Here is a 17,680-nt window from a genome sequence, read left to right as displayed (position 1 = left end):
GCCTAGGTCCCAAAAGGGCTGCCTGCGGAGCTTGCTGCCTAATCAAGTTGTATGATGGAGGTGTAACCTACATTGATATTTCTTCTGAGCTGAGGTCACACGGCCTTTATCTTTGTCAAGCTGTTTTCAATATGAATGGATGGTGTGACGCCATCTACGGTGGGAAATATTGGCCATGAGACCAGCATCTCTGCACTTGCTGCTTCAGGATGATCAATGCTAAAAAATTGGGTAGAACGGCTAGATTCCAAATCGATGGCTTACAAAACGACGGTCGGCCCTGCTTCTCTTGTTTCCTTTGTGGCCCACATTTAGTCCATCTAACATAATGAGTCTTTTGTCAAACTTCTACCGCTCTCCCCTGCTTAATGGCCTGAGAGGGGTCTACCATAGTATGCAATATCGAATTGAGGGGGCACCGCCTGGGCTGATCATTCCCTCTGGATCTTCATGGAAACTGAACCGACTCATCGAACAACTGAGTCCGCTGGCTACGGAGCACCATCTCATCCGGGTCGGGCCCGATGGCGATGGAGGCTACCTGGTACCCGACGACTTGTCTGGGATAGCAGCCTGCTACTCGCCAGGTGTCAGCGACACCATCGGTTTTGACCTTGACTGCGCGCAGCGCGGCATGAAGGTCTTCCTTGCGGATGCATCGGTTGATGAGCTTCCCGTGGAGCATCCCGGGCTCTCCTTCACAAAGAAGTTTCTGGCCTGCTGGGAGGACGACACACACACCACCTTGGATGCTTGGGTTGATTCCACTCAGGCAGATGACAGGAAGGCCGACTTAATGCTGCAAATGGATATCGAGGGCGCCGAGTACCAGGTGCTGGCGAGTGTGAGTGATGCTTTGCTCTCTAGATTCAGGATCATCATCATCGAGTTTCATCACCTCGACCATCTATGGAACCAGGGCTTTCTCTACCTTGTGGCCCCGATCTTCAAGCGCCTGCTAAGAAGTCACTACTGTGTTCACCTCCATCCCAACAACTGCTGCGGCTCGATCGTGCGCGGTGGTCTGGAGATTCCGCGGATCATGGAATTCACGTTCCTCAGAAAAGACCGCGTTTCCGCTGCCGCGTCTCCTCTTCATCGATTCCCCCATCCCCTGGATGTGGACAACACATCCAGGCCCCAGCTCGTGCTTCCCGAATGCTGGTGGAAGCCGACGCTATAACCGCCTTCCACCCATGCCGGTGATCGTGGATGACCAATTGACCCCTCAGCTCCTATCCAGACTTCCCGGCCCCAGATGCTGAGACGAGCGCTTCGTTATCTCCGGCACAGATTCCGATCACTGGTGGGTCCTCCCCAACCCACTTGCGAGGATCGGCTGCGTCAGGAATATCTTTGCGATTACAGTCTCTTTCATGACTACGCAGCCTTTTCGAGCGGAACGCTTTATCGCTCAGCCACTGGTCTCAGCGACGCCAACCTCGAGGCCTTGATCTCCATTGAGTATCACCGCCTGGAGAAAGGGCTCTCCCATGTCCAGCGCCGTGCTTCCTTCGGTGCCGACGCAGCCCAGCGGTTGGAGGATGCCCTGGGCGAAGCCCACGCGCGCGGCTTGGGCACACCTATCACGGCCTATGCCGGGGAGGTGCTGGCGTCGTACCAACGGGAGCTGAAGGGGAGCGACGCACCCACGGTGGGCTGGCGAACCCTCACCCGCGACAACGTTCTCTCCGCCAGCTCCATCGACGCGCGGGCTTTCTTCACCTCGCGCCATAGCATCCGCTGCTTCGACCCCTCCCAGCCGGTGAGCATCGACCGCATCCGGGAGTCAATCAGCCTCGCCAGCCACACGCCTTCGGTGTGCAACAGGCAGACATGGCGCGTGCTGATCTGCCAGTCTGATCAGGCCAAACAGGCGGCACTAGCACTGCAGAACGGCAACCAGGGCTTCGGCCACCTCGCCAGCCATGTGCTGATCGTGGCTTCGGATCGCTCCTGCTTCGCCTCGATCGGGGAGCGCAACCAGCCATGGATTGAGGGCGGGTTGTTCGCCATGAGCCTGGTCTACGCCCTTCATGCCCAGGGCCTTGGCACGTGTTGCCTCAACTGGAGTGTGGACAACCAGCGGGACGCCGAGCTCAAGAAGGCGTTGAACATCCCGGCTTCCTATGCGATCGCCATGATGATCGCCGTGGGCTCGCTGCCTCCTGAGATTGCGGTGGCCGAATCCCGCCGGCTTGTCGCCGACGATCTGATGGAGCTCCGCTGACCATGACGATTGCGGTTGCCGGTATCACCGGATTCCGAAACCGAGGTGTCGAGGCGCTTGTCCTTCCCGTGCTGGCCTTTCTGCGTGAGCGCAGGCCTGCCCAATCAATCACCGTGCTCACCTGGAGCCCGGACTACGACCAGCAGCGCATCACCTGGCCGGAGGTGGCGCTGCAGTCCACAGCCTTCCGCCGCTTCGGCGCCTCCGCGCCCCCCCGCCCGCGCCACGTCCGGTTCCGGCATGCCATCAGGACCCTCCTTCGCCGGGGCCCGGAGCAGCCCGGGGCTGCCGGCTTGATCGATCCCACCCTCGCCCGACAGCTGCGGGGCCATCGCCTTCTGATCGTCACAGGCGGCGATGTGTATTCCTCGGAGTATGGCCATGAGTCGCTCCTCTACTACCTCTCCCTGATCCACACGGCCGCTCGCGAAGGGCTCATCGTTGTGCTGCTCGGCCATACCGTGGGTCGGTTCAATGATCCTGCCCAGGAGCAGGCCTGGCGCTCCGCCGTTGCCCATGTGAGCCTGCTCACCACGCGCGATCGCCTCAGCTATCACTATCTCGAGCAGATCGACGCCCTAGCCGAGCGCACCGAAATCTGTGCCGATGTGGCCTTTGCGCTTCCCCCCGCGCACCGCGTGCCTAACCTGGGGCTCGCTGAGGCCGGCCTCCCTGTGCTCGCCCTGGCCATCAGCGCGGGCTTACACCGCTGGTGTTCGCTGAGCGCTCTGGAGCACCAGCAAACATGGGCCCGGCTCCTTGAGGTGGCCGTCACGCAGTGGGGGTTGGCCGTTCTCCTGATCCCCCACGTGCATGAGCCCTACGGTGACGACCGCACCATGGCGACGGTGCTGCATCGCGCCACGGGGTTCCATCCTGCGGTGACGGTGGCGGCCGAGGACCTCAGCGCCGCCGAGTACAAGCGCCTGATCGGCGGCTGCGAGATGCTGGTTGCCGAGCGCATGCACGCAGCCATCGCCGGCCTGTCCACCCTGGTGCCCACGGCCCTGGTGGCCTACTCCCTCAAGGCCCAGGCTCTCGCCGCCATGGCCTATGCCGGCTTGACGCCGAGCCCCGAGCGGATGGTGATCTCCGCGGATTCCCTCTGCTACCCCTCCAGCTTCGAAGCCACACTTCACAGCCTCTGGCAGAGCCGGCAGCAGAGCCGTTTTGCGCTGCAGCGCAACCTCCCGGAGCTGCAGCGGCTGGCCCAGGCCAACTTCACGCACCTGGAGGCGCTGCTGCGCGGGGCCGACCTCTGATGAACATCCTCATCGTGACGCCGGAGCTGCCCTGGCCACCGGATGCCGGTGGCCGTGCCGCGCAGTTCGCCACCCTGCGAGCCCTACAGGACGACCACGTGTTCAGGATCGTGCTCACCCGCCCGATCGAGAATCTCCACGCTCTCGCCGCCGAGCTTGAAGCCCGGTTGCCCCACGTGCAGGTGATCCGGGGCGAGCAGGTCGCGCCGCCGCTGCCGCGAGCCTCCGCTGCCAGATCTGCGCTGGCCCGCGTGTTGTCTGGCGTGCGGCAGTGGATGCGCCGACGCCGCAAGCCTCCAGCGGAGCTGGAGGCTTGCCCCCTGCCCGAGAGGCCCTACTACCCGTTCGTGCCGCTCCCAATCGAGTGCATCGAAAGGATCCTCAGCCAGCGGCACTGGGCCGGGCTGATCCAGGCCGAATTTCATGAAAGCCTGTTCACCGCTTTTCTCCCGCTGGCCGGCCTTCCTCGCCTGTTTGTCTGTCATCAGGCCCACGCCCTGTTCTGCGAGCGCTTCTACCAGCAGCTCTGCGCTTCTCAGGCCAATGGCAGTTCAGTCTCGGATCCTCAGCTGCTTGGTTGGCTGAGGGAATCGGACAGCCAGGCTGCCCGCTCAATGGAGGCCGCCGTGCTGCGGCGCTTCCAGCGGGTGATCACCTTCACGGCCGAGGATCGCGAAGCCCTGCTCCGTGCGGATGCCGGGCTGCCCATAGAGGTGAGCCCGTTTCCCCTCCCCGCTGACATCCAGCCGATGGCCCCCCGGAACATCGGGCGTTGGCGGCAGCGTCTGGTGTTCGTCGGGCCCGGCCACTGGCATCCCAATGTGGAGGCCGTCGGCTGGTTCTGCCGCGAGGTCCGGCCTTTGCTCCTGGAGCTCGCCACCCCCAGCCAGTGCACGCTGCATGTCTACGGGAGATGGCCTCTGCCGATCCAACAGTCCCTGCAGGATCAGGGGGCCGTCTTCCATGGCTTTGTCCCCGGCCTCGCCGAGGAGATCGCCGGCTGCATCGCGGTGAATCCGGTGTTCACCGGCGCCGGCCTGCGCACGAAGGTGCTGCTAGCCGCGGCCTGCAGTGCCCTGGTGGTCAGCACCGGTGTGGGCTGTGAAGGCACTGGGTTTCAATCCGGCCGGCACTGCCTGCTTGCGGATACGAGCCAAGATTTTGCGGAGGCCATTGCACGCCTGCTGCACTCTCAATCGCTTTGCGAGCAACTGGCAACGAATGCCCACGACCGACTCAGGCAGACCTTCAGCGCCGACGCCGTCCGCCGGCGACGGAACGCGATCTACGAGAGCCTGCGGAATGAGGCGGCCCAAAAGACGTGAAGATTCGCACCATTGCCTTCTACCTTCCCCAGTACCATCCCATTCCCGAGAATGATGCCTGGTGGGGCCAAGGCTTTACGGAATGGACGAATGTCACGGCGGCACGTCCCCGATTTACCGAACATTCTCAGCCCCACCTTCCCGCCGATCTTGGCTTCTACGACCTGAGACTTCCTGAATCCCGGGTGGCGCAGGCAGATCTTGCCCGTGGCCATGGAATCAGTGGATTCTGCTATTACCACTATTGGTTCCACGGTAAGCAGCTTCTGCAAAGGCCCTTCGAAGAGGTGCTTCGTTCCGGTGATCCAGACTTTCCCTTCTGCCTCTGCTGGGCCAACGAACACTGGACAAGAAGCTGGAACGGACGCGACAGGGATGTGTTGCTCCACCAGACCTATTCAGCAGAAGACGACATCCGTCATATCCGGCAGCTCACCGCTGCGTTCCGGGATCCGCGCTACATGCGCATCGATGGCAAGCCCATCTTTCTGGTCTACCGGGTGAGCAAACTCCCTGATCCAGCCGCTACCGCAGCGCGCTGGCGACAGGAATGCCATGCACTGGGAATTGGCGAGATCTCCCTGCTGACTGTGGAATCGATCCAGGAATGCCATGGTGATCCGCGAGAGATCGGCTTTGACTACGCCGTGGAGTTCCAGCCGGACTGGACTTGTCTGCCAGCGCCCCTTCGCCGGAGCAGACGATGGCGATTGATGAGGGGGCTTGGACTGTCCAGTCCCAGCTTTGTGCAAGACAGCGTGTTCTCCTACGGTGCTGTGGTGGACGGGATGCGTACGAAGCCGATCCCCTCGTATCCCCGCTTTCCCTGCGTGACCCCTTCCTGGGACAACTCAGCACGGAGAGCAACCCATGCCACCATCCTTCATGGCTCCACGCCGGATCTCTACGCAGAGTGGCTGGATCATGAAGTCAGCCGACTGCCGGAGCGGAGGCTGCCCGAGCCCATACTGTTCATCAATGCCTGGAATGAGTGGGCAGAGGGGAATCACCTCGAGCCGGATCAGCACTGGGGACTGCAATACCTCGAGAAAACCAGAGAGATCCTCCTGGGAAGAAATGATTTAGCAAAATGATTCTCGTACTGCGGCAGCGATCCCAGATCTCCAACCGGCTGGTTGCCCTTGCAGCCCTGACGAGTTTCTGCATACGACATGATATCCGTGTCCTTGTCCTGTCATTGAGTGACTACAGGGAGATGTTCGAAGCCGGTGACCGAACACACCGAATTACGTTGCTGTTTCTGCCATTGAGCCTTTACCGGCTGTTGTGCCGCATTGTCTCAAATCGTTTTTCCAGGCGAATCCTGCAGTGCTGTCCTGGGATCAACTATCTCAATGAGACACGTTCATGGGCGGACCTTCCACCCAGCACGCTTCAACGCGGCCTCTGGATCATTGATCAGGCCGGAGACTGGTGTTCGAGCATGCCGGCAGTCTCCCATGCCGAGGCTCCAGTCATCAGAAAGATCTTCCGTTATCGTGAGCGATATCACCAACAAGCCTATTCGGTATATGCTGATGCACGTGCGAAATCCAGCATCCTGATCGGCATCCATGCCAGGCGTGGAGACTATTCTAGGCATCGAGGTGGGGTCTGGCATTATAATGAGAGCGACTATCTAGACTGGATTGAGCAGGCAAAACACGAATTTCGGCGTGCTGATGAGGGCCAAATACATTTTTTGCTCTGCTCGAATGAGCCCGGATTCCTGCAGGCACAGGCATCAGATTCTCTCACCGTCTCGCCACTCTCTGATGGGCCTACTGATCAGCTGCTTCTGTCGCTGTGTGACGTGATCATTGACCCCCCATCTACCTTCAGCGTCTGGGCGGCATTCCTCACAGAATCCAGAATCTTGCATCTCTTCTCCCGAGATCAGCGGTTGTATAGATCCCAGCTACGCGAGAGCACATTGTTTTATGGTTGGAGTCCCAGGCTTGAGCGAGCCGCTCAGAAAGCCTAGTCATGTCTGTGCAATCATCTGCAGATCGCGGTGGCTATGTCCTTGTGAAGTCCTTCCGGGGTGCCGGTCTGGGCGATGCATTGCGAGCAGTGATTCTGGCATTGCTCTATGCTGAAAAAAACGATCGAAAGGTGCTCGTCGATTGGCATGATGGCACCTTCGGCCCTGAAGGGGACAATGTGTTCCAACTGCTGTTTCGCCTGGAAGGGCAGCACGCCCAGGCTGAATTCTCTGCTGTTCAAAACAGCACCTCAGTGCTCCCGCCGCGCTGGGATGGCAGTCTCCAGCGAACGATGCTCAGCCTGTGGATTGAGGATAGGATGAGAGGATGGGATCGGCAGGAAGCGCGGGATATCTATTCATTCGATCAAAAACAGCCACATGATGCTCAGGTCTGTGTCATGTGGGACTTTGATGCTCTAGCAAGCTACAGTCTCTCTGACATCCAGGCTGGAGTGCGCAAATGTCTGCGCCTGCAACCTGAGATCGAGCTGAGGCGCACAGCGTTTACTGCCGAGCACTTTGGCTCGGCCATGCTGGGCGTACATATCCGAGCAGCCAATGAACAAGTAGTAACGAAGTCGTCGCCTAGTAAATCTGCGATTCTTGCAGCAGTCCGGCGGAAGCTTAATACCGGTCTTTACGATGGAGTGTTTCTGTCTACCGACCATCTGCCGACGCAGCACTGGTTTCTGAAGGTCTTTCCTGGAACCGTTGTGAGGCAGAAGCCTTTCTCCGATGATGAATCGCCTCTGCACCTCACCGATTTCGGCCAACCCCGTCTCGAGCAAACCAGGGATGCACTCATGGACATGGTGTTGTTGTCGTCATGCCACGCCATCATCCATCCTGGAAACTCATCGTTCAGCCTCTGCGCCATCTACCTGAGCGACCTTCCTGCCACATCTCTCATTGCGATGCAGCGAACCCGTTCGCGTGCTCAGCGCATACTCACTGGGCTCACCAGGCTCATCCGCTGGAGGAGGCCTTGAGCGTGGCTGAGCTTGCCATCCTCGTTCCCGTCTATCAGCGTGAGGAAGGAGCCATTCGAGCTGTTCGCTCTGTCGTCAGTCAGGCCCACCAGGAGCTGTCGCAAGGCTCGCTGACGCTTCATGTTCGCGACGACGCTTCGAAAAGCATGGATTCCGAGCGATTCAAGGCTCAGTTACTGTCCATCCATCCCTGTATTTCTATAGATTTCAATGCCGTGAATCTCGGCATGTCGGCGAATATCCGTTCCATGGTTCTTGAATGCAAGGCTGCATTCTGTTCGATCCTCACCGACGACGACTGGCTTGAGCCAGGAAGCATCGACCACCTGCTCTCTGTGATCCGTCGCCTCGAAAACGATCGTAGCCATTCAGTTTCAAGCATTTTTTACCCGCGATACTCCTACACGGAATCAGGTGCGCATGCCTGCACCAGTTGCCGCATCGCATCGGCCGACGTTGTGTTTCCCTCTGACCCGGTGACCACGATGCGCCTTGCGGACAAGGGCTACATCCTCACCGGCTTGTTCTTTCGCCCAGATTTGGTTGACCAGGAGTTCTGGGCGAGATACGAAAGCAATGCCTTCTTCCCGATTCTCTACTTCGCAAGCCTTCTCAACCGAGGTAGTTGCATTTATTTCGATAAGCCTTTGGTTCATCACACTGTTTTTAATCTATGCCACTGGGAAGCCTGGGGCGCGACGACCCAGGCTCAGCAGGAGCGGCTGTGCCGGGATTTTCTTGCGGCCATTTCCTTGGTCTACCGCTACTTGAAGCCTCGTTGTCGATCATTGAAGGATCGCATCCTGCTGTGGCCGCCAGCGATGCAAGCTTATCGCAGACGCCTGGTTGAAATGAAGGGCTGCGTCTGGCATGCGCCCTTGCGATGCATACCGAAGGCATTGTGGCTCGAGCCTAGGTTCCTCATTCCTTCAGTGGGTTCCTGTACTTCTCCGTGAGAACCCGGTCTGGTCGCCCAGATCGTATGTCGTTCTCTTCTCAATGAATCAGGGTCTCGTCAGTACGATTGTTCCGTCTACAACCGGCCACGGCTGCTTGCGGAAGCGGTTCGTTCCGTGCTGCAGCAAACTTATCCCTCCATCGAGATCGTGATCGTGGACGATGGATCCACTGACGCTACTGCAGATGTTGCCGATACGCTCTCGAGAGAAGCCATCATCCCCGTCAAGGTGATTCGCCAGGTCAACAGTGGTCCAGGCGCAGCCCGGCAGAGGGGTCTGGATGAGGCACGGGGCGAATTCATTCAATTCCTCGACAGCGACGACCTGCTCTTGCCGGCAAAGTTTTCCGCCCAGGTTGCTACCTTGCAGCGCCGGCCTGAGTGTGGCATCTGCTACGGACCCAGTGCTGAAGAGAATCATGCTTCCAACCCACCAGGACGCGACTGTCCGATGAGGGCCACCGGTGAACTCATCGATCACCTCTTCCCCAGGCTGTTGACGGAACGGTGGTGGACCACCAGCTCCCCTCTGTACCGCCGTACCCTGCTGGATCAGATCGGGCCATGGCAGCCGTGGATCAACGAGGAAGACTGGGAATATGATGCGCGCTGCGGTGCCACGCGCACACGGCTGGCTTGGGTTGAGGATCCCTGTTCTGTACGGCGCATCAACCTCGGCAATGACCACCTCAGCCAGAGGGGCAGCGTGGATCCTCGCAAGTTATCGGATCGGAGCATGGCACGCCAATCGATCTATATCAGCGCCCGCCAGGCAGGGATTCCATTGGAAGCACCGGAGATGCGACTCTTTGCTCGCTCGACCTTCTTGCTTTGCCGCCAGTGCGGCTTGGCAGGGTTAGACAAAGAATCGATAACACTTCTGAACTTGGCTAGATGCGCGTCCACTCCCACAAGCTTTCGCCTTCTGTACTACTTCTTCTATGGTCTAGTGGCCCACTGGTTTGGCTGGAGACGAGGAGCAAAGTTTGCCAATATTTTTTCTCCACTCACCCATTCAACCACTTCGAGAGCTTCATTGATTTGGTTGTCGATAATCACGTCGCAAAGATAATATTGCGACTAGCATAATCCTGCTTTCAAAGCTTCTCTAGCTAGCAAACAGTTTGCAAGACCAGCAACTAGCATCCCAGCATCAATGCCTACCTTGACAATATGAACTTTGTCTCCAAGTTGTCTTCACTTGTCACGCGAAGTATGGGCTTGCCACCCTCTCTTCGCCACTCTCTGCAAACACCACAAATACGAACTATAGATCAATTCTATTTGATTTCAAATCTTCATTGGATCAAGCCTGAAGACGCTACATCTCTTGATTTAGGCTGTGGAGCAATTCCAAGGAACCCATTAAAGTGCAAACAAGTATTCGGAATTGATATTTTTGTGCCAAATAATTCGAGCGTCATCTCGGCAGCCTTATTCGTGAGCCGAATCCCTTTTCCGCCATTCTCAGTTGTCCTAGTAACCGCATATGATTTTTTTTGAGCATGTACCTCGATTCTGTTTTCGAAGTGGAATGACGACATTCAAAACTTTTTGAATGAATAGCTCGTCCCTGGTTCCAAAAATGATTCCCAGCGTCAGCTGTATAATTGGAACCCATGAGTTGTCGATACAATTGGTCGAAACCCTCGCGAGTGTTATCAGCTCCCGAGGAGTGGGCTGGGAGCTCATCGTGGTGTTTAACGGGCTTTGCCGCAAACGATATCAAGAGGCAGTTGCGGTTCTGCGCAAGCAGCTTCCTTGTATTCGGCTTGAATATCTAGAGAAGCCTGGGCTCACCGGGGCCCTGATCAAGGGCTGCTCTTTGGCGAAAGGAAGAGCTATCGCCCGGCTCGATGTCGGCGATGTGATGACCCCCTCACGGCTCGATCGCCAATTTCAAGTGCTAAAACAGCATCCCGGCTGCGTTTTGGTCACCAGTGATGTTGAGGTTTGCGGACCTTTTTGGGAACCACTGCAAGTAAAACGTTGCCCATTTCCAATGCAGCAGCCCCAGCGGGCCGACACGCTGTCTGCTGAGGCTGGTCTGTCTATCGACATTCCCCACCATGCGTCTGTGATGGTCCGCCGAAGTGCCTATGCATTAGTCGGTGGCTACCGCAATGAATTTTACTACGGGCAAGACTGGGATCTCTGGTACCGGCTTGCCGAGCAAGGCAGCTTCTTCCAGATCCCTGAAGTGCTGACACGTGTGCGTCTGTTTCCCTGTGGGCTCTCTTCGCGTCATTGGCGTGAGCAGCGTGCCAGTGCTGCCCTCTCCCGAGCGTGCTACGCAGCCCGCCGCAGCGACCATCCTGAAGACCCTCTGCTGCTCCAGGCTGCCCGGCTTCGCCCCAGACCACCAAGCTGGCGTTTGCCACGCTGGTGGCCTTTCGATCGACACCAGGCCGAAGGCGCCTATTTCATTGCCGAATCGCTGCGCCGCAACGGTGATCCGCGCTGTCGGCGCTATTTTGCCGAAGCTTTTCGCCACGGTCCCTGGCTGCCAAAGATCTGGCTACGAACTGCCCAATCGCTCCACCTCTCCGCGCATCCATGACTGCACTTTCGGTGGCGATCCCCACCTATGGCCGCGAGCAGGTGTTGATCGATTCCATCGAAGCCTTGCTTGCTCTGGATCCACCGCCGGAGGAGCTGCTGGTCATTGATCAGACGCCCGATCACGAGCCCAGCACCGAAGCGCACCTACAAGACTGGGATCAACAGGGACGGCTGCGCTGGATCCGCCTGAAGCAACCGTCGATTACCGCTGCCATGAATCGAGCCCTGCTGGAGGCCCAAGGCCAGCGTGTGCTGTTTCTCGACGACGACATCATTCCCTCGCCAGGATTGCTGCACGCCCATCTGGAGGCTCACCGCCACTGGCCTGGAGCCCTGATTGCCGGCAGGGTGCTGCAGCCCTGGTACCAGGGTCAGCCCGATGCGGAAACTGCGGCACCCTTCCGCTTCAACAGCTTAAAACCCCGCCCGTGCAGTGAGTTCATGGGCGGCAACTTCTCCCTTCCCCGCCAAATGGCGCTCGAACTGGGGGGGTTTGACGAAAACTTCACGCGTGTAGCCTATCGCTTTGAAGCTGAGTTTGCCCATCGCTGGAGGCAATGTGAGCTATCAATCAGCTACATACCAGAGGCCCTGATTGATCATTTGCATACCTCCCGTGGTGGAACACGCAGCTATGGAGAACACCTTCGTACCCTGCGTCCGGATCATGCCGTTGGTCGTTATTACCACCTGCTCTGTACCCGTCCATTTCACTCGGCAGTGTTTCGCTCTGCTGCTGCGCTCTTTCGTGCTCCTCGCACACGCCATCACCTGCATAGGCCTTGGTGGATCCCCCTCACCCTCCTGGCTGAGTTGCGCGGCCTATTCTGGGCTTTTTGGTTATCGGTAAAAGGCCCAAGGTTGCTGTCGACGAAGGTACGTCGTCTGCTGATTGTCACGACCCATCCGATTCAGTATCAGGCTCCTCTATTTCGAGCACTGGCTTCCGATGGCTCCATGCGAATCGAGGTCTTATTTCTCACCTTGCCCGATGCTCAGCTCCAGGGCGTGGGCTTCGGCCTGCCTTTCACTTGGGATGTGCCTCTGCTCGATGGTTACCATTGGCGAGTGGCAACGTCAACCCGGAGCCGCGGCGACCAAGCTCAATACCTTCGTCTTTGGCTAGCCAAGCCTATGGCTGAATTGGCCTTTGGCCCAGAGCGGGTGATGCCTGATGCGGTGTTGATCACCGGCTGGCAATGCTTGGGCATGCTCCAGATGCTGATCGCTGCGAGGCTTCGCTGCTTACCGATTCTTTTGCGCACCGAAGCCAATGATCTTCGGGCCAGGTCATGGCCTGTGAGGCTGCCGCATCGGCTGATCGTTGCCCAGGCAGCGGCACTGTTGCCGATCGGAAAAGCCAATGCCCGCTTTTATCGCCGAAACGGAGCTCCAGCAGACCGTCTCTGGTCGGCTCCCTATTTTGTGGATAACCAGTTCTTTGCCGAACGTGCCAAGAGCATCGCCCCATTCCGAGAAGAGCTGCGTAAGCAATGGGCAATTCCTGGTGAGGCCTTCTGCTTTCTTTTTGTTGGCAAGTTTCAGGAAAAGAAGCACCCTCTCGATCTTCTCCTTTCCCTGGAGCGCCTACAGGAACAAGGGTTGTCGGAGAGAATTCATGTGCTGTTCGTGGGTTCAGGTGAATTGAATGATAAGTGTCGACAATATGCTCAAGACCATGACCTGGCGGTGAGCTTTGCGGGTTTTCTCAACCAGACTGAAATCACTCAAGCTTATGTAGTAGCAGACGCACTTGTCCTCCCATCAGACTCTGGTGAAACCTGGGGGTTGGTCGTGAATGAGGCAATGGCATGTGGTCTGCCAGCGATTGTGAGTGATCAAGTTGGGTGCGCGGAAGATCTCGTGCTCCATGAGCACACAGGGCTTACCTTCCCATTTGGAGATATTGATGCACTGGCAGGCGCAATGCACTGGCTCAGCGAGGATCGAGAAAGGGCAGATGCCATGGGCAACGCGGCCCGCAGTCGGGTCATGGAAATCTACAACGTAAGCGTCAATGTCCATGGCATTAAGGATGCTCTTGCCAGGCGACTGGCAGCCGTAATTGGGTGATGTTGCAGTTGCGACTGTCTTCGATGAAGACAACTTAACCCCCGTCTGCTCCGTCTGTGCCTGGTTAATCGCCGCAACTTCCGGTTCTTCTCGATGCCCTCGCAGCAGCTGTCTCAGTCTTCCGCCACACGGGGGCAGGTGCTTTTTTCTGGTCGTGCATCGATAGGTTCGCTAACTCTTGCCTGCGCAGCGCCATGTCCCTGGTGGCGTCATGAGCTCTGCTTGGCCAGCCCGTGTGCAGGTGCTTGCTCCCCAGGTGTGGAGTGCAGACGGGGGCGTGCAGCGCTATGGACGCTCGTTGTTGGCTGCCCCTGGTGGTGGCTGCCTTGGCTACGAACCGTCGTCGCCCTCAATTGGTGCTCCTGCAGCCACCTGCACCTCGCGCCGATCGGCTGGCCGGCGGCCAGGCTTGCCGAAGCGCGTCTGTGGATCAGCGTTCACGGCATCGAGGCATGGCGGCCGCTAGACGGACTCCGCCGCTTGGCCCTTTCCCGTGCCGATCTGCTGTTGCCTGTGAGCCGCATCACGGCCGCTCGGTTGCGCTCACAGCTCGGTGTTCAGTGCCCTTCCCTCACCCTGCTGCCGAACACCTACGACGCTGAAGACTTCTCTCCCGGGCATGCGTCGGTAGCCCTGCTTGAACGCTATGGCCTGTTTCCTAGTCAGCTCGTGGTGTTCAGTCTCTGCCGTCTGAGTCGCGGCGATCACGCAAAGCATCTTGATCGCCTAGACACCGCCATGGTGAAGTTGCGCCGATCCCATCCCAACCTGATGCTGCTGATCGGCGGCGACGGGGACGACCGGGCGCGTCTCCTGGCTTTGGTGGAAGATCTGGGTCTGCAGGGTTTTGTGTTGCTGCCGGGGCGCATTGCCGACTATGAACTGGCTGATCACTACCGCCTGGCCAGCGTCTTCGCTCTGCCGAGCGAGAAGGAGGGATTCGGCATCCTCTTCCTCGAAGCCCTCGGCTGCAGGCGGCCGGTGCTGGCAGGCAACCGCGATGGCTCGGTGGATCCCCTGGACGATGGGCGCTTCGGGCTGCTGGTGGACCCCGATCAGCCCCTGGCCCAACATCTGCGTGCCCTGCTGGAGCGCTGCAGCCAGCCGCTATGCTTCGATCCCTCCGGCCTGTCGGCGGCGGTGGCCTCGCGATAAGTTTGCCCCGCCTTCTACCGGCACCTCGATGAGCTCCTCACCGCCGAGGGCGCGCTGAGGCTCCCGCATGCCTTTCATGAACTTTACAAGGCATCACGCAGTAACAGCACTCAGTAAACTTTAGAGTTATATTTGGTTCTTTCATCAAAATGCATGAAGATCCGTGGATACTTAATCTGATTGCTGATTGCATCGATAGTACGTTTGCCCCCTCGCGGAAAAGGCTTTTTGGCTCGATCTGCAGGGTTTTTCCTGAGAGAGTACCTAATAAGTAGCTATCTGACCACTAGATATGGGGCGAAGCTTGCGATTGCCCCTTCTGGCCTTGATTTTTTTTGTAACCATGAAGAATTGGAATGATTCATGGGAGCACTGGGTTCATGATACGTGCAGATGGGTTATGCCTGATAAGGGTATATTTTATGATATTGGCGCAAATGTTGGCTACATGTGTATCGAGCTAGTCCATTCCATGCCTCTTGCCACTAGCTTCGCATTCGAGGCCCAGGCGGAATTGGCAAAGGCGTTGAAAATCTCAATAGAGACGAACAACCTCAGCCCTAGAATTCGACTATTTGAAGCCGCACTGGGAGATGTGCAAGGTAGCGCCGAGCTCGCTCACTTCGCCCACGACGGGCATGCTAGCCTTATATCCAATGAGAAACTACAATACACAAAAACAAAAAGAGCAACAAGTGTCACCGTCTATACAATTGACGACCTAGCGGCAAACAATCTAATTTTGCCACCGGATCTGATTAAAATTGATGTAGAGGGCTCCGAGGCCAGCGTGCTAAATGGTGGCCTTGACGACCTTCGAAATGCAAAACCCAATATTGCGTTTGAATGCTCTACGTTAGGGCATTTTGGCAATGTCAGAGAGGTCTTGTCAACGTCTGGGAGTTACACCTTCTTTCATGCGTTAGGCTCATGCCGGCCGTTGACTAAGGTTGATATAAAAACTTTCATTCAGAAAGGGTCAAAAATAGATATTTTAGCTGTTGAAAAAACTCGACTTGATCAGTTGCCGGCTGCCTTTAAGGAAGCTCTCTGCAAAGGCTGATCAAAAGGCTTGAGTGCTGCACGTGGTATATGTTTATGGCAAGGTACCAGCGGCATTTCGTTGCCGCGGCAGGACCTCTTCCTATGAACGTAGACGCAGCCGCAGCTCTATCACTTCAGTCAGCTAGAAGGCTGATGGCGTGATCCATAGGGTCCTACTCCGAGACGGACAAAGCCGTTGTGCGCGGGAGGGATGAGGCCTCGACGCCGTCAAAACGTGCTGGATTAAGCCCCAGAGGTGAATATTAGCCAATCTTCCTCTGTAATAGTGAGGCGAGTCAGGCACTTGTCAAGTCTATTCTCTACTTGGAATACCTGCTCTATGCATCTTTTATACCTTGCTGATGAAGGTTGCCGATGGTCCTCGTGGATCCAAGTCTGTCCTTAAAGTTGATCGATCTTGAATTATGGCTGTGGCGGTGACTTTCAAGAAAGTTGTCACTCCTTGGCGGCTATTCAGGCTGCCCTCGCTGATGGTAGCGCCAGGGTCGGTTTTGGCTTTTCTGGTGGCTTGTTGATCCACACTTCTTCTGGCTGACGCCAGCATCGGGTGGTTTGGCTCCAGCGTCGCGGATGGGCCCGACGGGCCTTCTCGTAGATATCGGCTCGCTTCTTGCAGATTGTGCTGGCGGCTCCGCTGTGACGCTGATGGGGCGTGACGAATTTGATGCCGCTGTGGCGGTGCCAGTGGTTGTACCAGCCGACAAACGCCGCCACCCACTCGCAGGCCTCGTCTTTGCTTGCGAATGGCCGTCTCGGGTAGTCGGGACGGTACTTGAGCGTTCGGAACAGGGATTCTGAGTAGGGGTTGTCGTTTGAAACCCTTGGCCTGGAAAAGGATCTGAGCACACCCAGCTCCTCCAGCCTCGATTCCAGCGTGGCCCCGCGCATGGCATTGCCGTTGTCGGCGTGGAGGATCAGCGGCTGCTGCTGGCTCTGGTGGCCGTCAAAGCCCCTTGGCCGGTGATAGCGCTCTTTCAGGCAGGCCCGCTGCACCAGCTCAGCTGCGATCTCGGATGACTCCACCTCGGCTACATCCCAAGCCACCACCTTGCGGCTCCAGACATCGACCACCAGGTACAGGTAGAGCCACACACCTCGCACCGTTGTCGGCAGAAAGCTGATATCCCACGACCAAACCTCATTGGGGCAATCCGCCCTGAGGCGCGGCACTGATCGCGGTTCCTGCGGCAGCCGGGCGCGACCGCGGCGGTGGCACTGACCTGCCTGATGCAAGATCCGATAGAAGCTCGATTCAGAGCCGATATACAGGCCTTGATCAGCCAGCGCCGGTACGATCTGTCCTGGCGGCAGCGAGGCGTACTCCGGCTGGTTGCAGGTGAGCAGGATCCGCTGGCGTTCCTCCTCGCTTAGCCGGTGACCCACCAGGCGTGAACTGCCTTTACGGCGGTCCTCGCCGTCCCCATCACCACCAAAAGCCTTACGCCAGCGCCTGAGGGTTCGCAGGCTGATGCCGATCTCAGCGCAGGCGCTTACCAGTCTGGCGCCAGCGGCATTCGCCTCGCCGATCAGCTCGATTGCCTCCCGCCGGTGCGCGGTGCTGGTCAGCCTTCCGCGTCCTCCGAGCAGAAGGCCTCCCACTTTTTTCGCAGCACCAGCAAGGCCGCCATCTCCGCCATGGCCTTCTCCTTGCGCTGCAGCTCCTTTTTGAGGGCTTTGATCTCTCGCTGGTCCTGGGCGCGGAGCTTTTCGAGCTCCTTCTGCTCGGCCATCGTCAGCACCGGCTTGGCATTGGCATCCTGGGCTGCCTGGCGCCAACGCTCCACCTGCTCGGGAAACAGGCCCCGCTCCCGGCAGTAGGCGCTGAGCTCAGTGGCATTCAGGCCAGCGGTCTCCAGCACCACTGTGAACTTGTCGGCAGCGCTCCAGCCGTTTGGTTCCTTCTCGGATGCCGGCACCACCTCTCCCTGCAACCGCCAGGTCTTCCTCCATTTGTAGAGGGTGATCACGTGAATGCCCAGCTCTTCTGAAATCCTGGCCACGCTCTGCCTGTGCGGCGGGCTCATCCGCCTTCTCACATCAGCCTTGACGGCCTCGCTGTATCCGCGCATTGGTC

12 protein-coding genes and 1 pseudogene are annotated in these 17,680 nt (G+C 58.0%); 12 read left to right on the top strand and 1 reads right to left on the bottom strand.

The window, feature by feature from the left end; genetic code table 11:
• Positions 1-394: 394 nt before the first annotated feature.
• From BM449_RS14540 to BM449_RS11740, 12 genes are all read left to right on the top strand, one after another.
• Positions 395-1,183 carry an FkbM family methyltransferase gene (locus BM449_RS14540; RefSeq protein WP_162922878.1) on the top strand — a complete coding sequence of 263 codons (789 nt, stop codon included), beginning with the start codon at positions 395-397 and terminating at the stop codon, positions 1,181-1,183.
• A gap of 267 nt (positions 1,184-1,450) precedes the next feature.
• Positions 1,451-2,230 carry a nitroreductase family protein gene (locus tag BM449_RS14535; RefSeq protein WP_162922877.1) on the top strand — a complete coding sequence of 260 codons (780 nt, stop codon included), beginning with the start codon at positions 1,451-1,453 and terminating at the stop codon, positions 2,228-2,230.
• Between the two features lie 2 nt (positions 2,231-2,232).
• A complete protein-coding gene (locus BM449_RS11790; RefSeq protein ID WP_071801386.1) occupies positions 2,233-3,492 on the top strand; it encodes a polysaccharide pyruvyl transferase family protein in 1,260 nt (419 codons plus the stop codon).
• Entirely contained in the window at positions 3,492-4,817 is a 1,326-nt protein-coding gene (locus tag BM449_RS11785) for a glycosyltransferase (protein WP_071801385.1), read from the top strand. The genes BM449_RS11790 and BM449_RS11785 overlap by 1 nt, the downstream gene beginning before the upstream one ends.
• Positions 4,814-5,911 carry a glycoside hydrolase family 99-like domain-containing protein gene (locus BM449_RS11780; protein WP_071801384.1) on the top strand — a complete coding sequence of 366 codons (1,098 nt, stop codon included), beginning with the start codon at positions 4,814-4,816 and terminating at the stop codon, positions 5,909-5,911. Before BM449_RS11785 ends, BM449_RS11780 begins: the two co-directional genes overlap by 4 nt.
• Positions 5,912-6,803: 892 nt before the next feature.
• Positions 6,804-7,793: a nodulation protein NodZ gene (locus tag BM449_RS11770; RefSeq protein ID WP_071801382.1), complete on the top strand. Its 990-nt coding sequence runs from the start codon at positions 6,804-6,806 to the stop codon at positions 7,791-7,793.
• Positions 7,794-7,795: 2 nt separating this feature from the next.
• On the top strand, positions 7,796-8,749 hold the full coding sequence (locus BM449_RS11765; RefSeq protein WP_071801381.1) for a glycosyltransferase family 2 protein: 954 nt from the start codon (positions 7,796-7,798) through the stop codon (positions 8,747-8,749).
• A gap of 9 nt (positions 8,750-8,758) precedes the next feature.
• Positions 8,759-9,823, top strand: a complete 1,065-nt coding sequence (locus BM449_RS11760; RefSeq protein WP_083544535.1) for a glycosyltransferase family A protein — start codon at positions 8,759-8,761, stop codon at positions 9,821-9,823.
• 513 nt (positions 9,824-10,336) lie between these two features.
• Positions 10,337-11,311, top strand: a complete 975-nt coding sequence (locus BM449_RS11755) for a glycosyltransferase (protein WP_071801379.1) — start codon at positions 10,337-10,339, stop codon at positions 11,309-11,311.
• On the top strand, positions 11,308-13,386 hold the full coding sequence (locus BM449_RS11750; RefSeq protein ID WP_071801378.1) for a glycosyltransferase: 2,079 nt from the start codon (positions 11,308-11,310) through the stop codon (positions 13,384-13,386). Before BM449_RS11755 ends, BM449_RS11750 begins: the two co-directional genes overlap by 4 nt.
• A gap of 480 nt (positions 13,387-13,866) precedes the next feature.
• Positions 13,867-14,541 (top strand): glycosyltransferase, encoded by a 675-nt coding sequence (locus BM449_RS15070; RefSeq protein WP_071801377.1) that lies wholly within the window; start codon positions 13,867-13,869, stop codon positions 14,539-14,541.
• A 292-nt stretch (positions 14,542-14,833) separates the two neighbouring features.
• Positions 14,834-15,604 carry an FkbM family methyltransferase gene (locus tag BM449_RS11740; RefSeq protein ID WP_083544532.1) on the top strand — a complete coding sequence of 257 codons (771 nt, stop codon included), beginning with the start codon at positions 14,834-14,836 and terminating at the stop codon, positions 15,602-15,604.
• Positions 15,605-16,059: 455 nt separating this feature from the next.
• On the opposite strand, the pseudogene BM449_RS11735 reads toward BM449_RS11740, so the two are convergent.
• Positions 16,060-17,675: pseudogene (locus tag BM449_RS11735) on the bottom strand (IS3 family transposase).
• Positions 17,676-17,680 lie beyond the last annotated feature (5 nt).

The organism is Synechococcus sp. SynAce01 (assembly GCF_001885215.1).
Lineage (GTDB): Bacteria > Cyanobacteriota > Cyanobacteriia > PCC-6307 > Cyanobiaceae > Regnicoccus > Regnicoccus frigidus.
This window is presented reverse-complemented; position numbering and strand designations above follow the sequence as displayed.